The organism is Kitasatospora sp. NPDC085879, from assembly GCF_040686255.1.
Taxonomy (GTDB): Bacteria; Actinomycetota; Actinomycetes; order Streptomycetales; family Streptomycetaceae; genus Kitasatospora.
Map to the genome: position 1 here is coordinate 1 of NZ_JBFBJZ010000196.1, position 1,360 is coordinate 1,360.

Sequence of the window (1,360 nt, forward strand, 5' to 3'; positions counted from 1 at the left end):
AGAGGACGTTAAGTCCGTTTCTGGATGATCTGGTGTCGCCCGTTCGTGGGTACGGAGTCGTTCAGGCTGACTCCAGTGTCGTGTGCATGATGAGCTCGGGGCATGAAACGAATGCCGTACTCAACGGACTTGTCCGACGGGCAGTGGGCCTTGATCGAGCCGCTGGTCACCGCCTGGAAACAGGAGCGGGTGTCTCGCTCGGCGACCGGGGACCCGGGCTCCTGCGACCTGCGCGAGGTCGTGAACGCGCTGCTGTACCAGAACCGGACGGGCTGTCAGTGGCGACTTTTACCGCATGACCTACCGGCCTGGTCGGCGGTGTTCTACTACTTCACCCTGTGGCGCCAGGACGGTCTTGACCAGCGGATTCAGGAGATCCTGCGCTGCCAGGTGCGGGAGCGGTCCCGGCGATTAGAGGACCCGTCCCTGGTGATCATCGACACCCAGTCCGTCCGCGTGGCGGCGGGAGTGCCGAAGGAGACGACGGGACTGGATGCGAACAAGAAGACGCCCGGCAGAAAGCGGGGACTGGCCGTCGACGTGCTGGGCCTGATCATCGGCGTTGTGGTCCTGGCCGCCAGTGCGCACGACAACGAGGCCGGCATCGCCCTGCTGGACCAGGCGGCCGAACGGTGCGGGATGCGCCTGGAGAAGGTCCTGGTCGACCAGGGCTTCAAGGACGCCGTGATCATCCACGGGGCGGTCAAGGACATCACCGTCGAGGTGGTCCAGCGCAACCCCGACGGCCAGGGCAAGGGGTTCGTCCCGCAGCCGAAGCGGTGGGTGGTCGAGCAGGTCAACGGCACCCTCATGCTCCACCGGCGCCTCGCCCGCGACTACGACCATCGGCCCGACAACGCCGCCTCCCGCGTCTACTGGGCCTCCACCGCGGGCATGCTCCGCCGCCTCACCACCCCCAGCCCCGCCTGGCGCGACACAGTGGAGCTGGCCGCGTGAACGTCATCGAACTCCTTCGGCTGCTGCAGGCCGAACACGACGAGACCGCCGCACGCGCCGACGGCCTGCGCGAGCAGATCGACCAACTCGCCACTGCCCTCACCGAGGTCGAGGCCCGCCTTGCCGAGATCGTCACCACCTGCAACGTCATCGACGACCTCGCCCTGCCCGACCGCGCACTGGCCCCGGAGGAGCCAGCCACCACCTACCAGCGCATCGTGACCGCCTTCAACGAGCACCCCGGACGAGTCTTCCGGGTTCGCGACCTACACGAACTCCTCGGACTGCCCACCGACGAGCCCTCGCTCAACGTCACCCGCTCCCGCTTGGGACGACTCGTTCGTCAGGGACTCCTCGCCCAACCCGGACGTGGCCGCTACCAGAAACGGACTTAACGTCCTCT

General features: G+C 67.1%; 2 protein-coding genes. Both read left to right on the forward strand.

What is annotated here, in order from left to right; genetic code table 11:
* Positions 1–102: 102 nt before the first annotated feature.
* A complete protein-coding gene (locus AB0P35_RS42095; protein WP_363521897.1) occupies positions 103–957 on the forward strand; it encodes an IS5 family transposase in 855 nt (284 codons plus the stop codon).
* Entirely contained in the window at positions 954–1,352 is a 399-nt protein-coding gene (locus AB0P35_RS42100) for a hypothetical protein (RefSeq protein ID WP_363521900.1), read from the forward strand. The genes AB0P35_RS42095 and AB0P35_RS42100 overlap by 4 nt, the downstream gene beginning before the upstream one ends.
* The last annotated feature ends 8 nt before the right edge of the window (positions 1,353–1,360 follow it).

Excerpts from the sequence above, each read along its gene's own strand:
- AB0P35_RS42095 (WP_363521897.1), top strand. The coding sequence starts at position 103 with ATGAAACGAATGCCGTACTCAACGGACTTGTCCGACGGGCAGTGGGCC.